Origin of the sequence: Streptomyces sp. NPDC058231 (genome assembly GCF_042882275.1) — a bacterium.
In the GTDB taxonomy this organism is placed as follows: Bacteria; Actinomycetota; Actinomycetes; order Streptomycetales; family Streptomycetaceae; genus Streptomyces.
In genome coordinates, this window is the sequence record NZ_JBHVWN010000181.1 from 1 (window position 1) to 1293 (window position 1293).

Below are 1293 nucleotides of genomic sequence, written 5' to 3' on the forward strand. Positions count from 1 at the left end.
CTTGAGTGTGGGGATTGTAGCGGGGTGGGTTTGGCTGCGGGGCGGTCTTGGCAGACCGTCCCGCGAACGGGTGGCCGCGCCGCATGTAGTGGCAGCGGGCCGAGCAGTCCATAGGCGTGATCAATGATGTGTCCACGAGTGCCTGGGACCATGAACTCGAGAATCTGTTCCTGCGGGCCGGAGCCTGCTTCGCCCGGGTAGAACCACGACGCCGGATGCGGGATTACGTGCGCGGGCTGCTGGGCCCGGTAGGCCGCAAGAACGGCTGGCAGCTTGCTGAGTACGCCGGCCATGCCACCCCGGACGGACTCCAGCACTTGCTGTCCCACAGCCGCTGGGACGCCGACTGTCTCCGCGATGACCTGCAGTCCTATGCGGCAGAGCAACTCGGCGCATCAGAAGGTGTGTTGATCATCGACGACACCGGCTTCGTCAAGAAGGGCACCACCTCGGCCGGGGTGCAACGGCAATATTCCGGGACCGCGGGCCGGACCGAGAACTGCCAGATCGGTGTCTTCGCCGCCTACGCCACCACACGCGGGCACGCCCTGGTCGACCGCGAGCTCTATCTGCCCAAGTCCTGGGCCGAAGACCGGGAGCGCTGCCGAGCGGCCAGGATCCCCAACGAGCGTGACTTCACCACCAAGAACGACCTCGCCCGCGCCATGATCCTGCGGGCCCTTCACTCTCCGCTCGCCTTCTCCTGGGTCACCGCAGATTCCGCCTACGGCCAGGACTCCCGCTTCCGTCGTTTCCTGGAAGACGCCGGTCTGTCCTACGTCGTCGCGGTCCCCAAATCGCAGCAGGTCCACGGCCCCCGCATCGACCACCTCATCGGCCAGGCCCCGCCCGAGGCATGGCAACGCCTGTCCTGCGGCAACGGCGCCAAGGGGCCACGACTCTACGACTGGGCGGCGGCCCGGCTGCCCGCTGTCTGGGAGTTCGACGGCGACGAGCCCACTCGGCAACGCTGGATGCTCGCCCGCCGCAGCATCGCCAGGCCCGACGAGGTGGCCTACTACCTGGCCAGTGCCCCGCTGGACGCCACCGTCGCCGACCTGGCTCGCATCGCGGGCTGCCGCTGGAAGATCGAGGAATGCTTCCAGAGTGCGAAGAATGAATGCGGCCTGGACCAGTACGAAGTCCGCCGCTACGTCGGCTGGTACCGACACATCACACTCGTCATGCTCGCGCACATCTTCCTCGCGGCGATGGCCGTTCAGGAACGCGAAAAAGGGGTGACGCGGCCGACACACCCGACCTCGTGGACCTCACCCCGGCAGAAATCCGTCG

At 67.1% G+C, this 1293-nt stretch carries 1 protein-coding gene; it reads left to right on the plus strand.

Features of this window, described 5'->3' with window-relative positions; translation table 11 throughout:
• Positions 1–128: 128 nt before the first annotated feature.
• Positions 129–1293 (plus strand): IS701 family transposase (locus ACFVXE_RS39135; RefSeq protein WP_389678577.1); only part of this gene is annotated, 1165 nt, incomplete at its 3' end.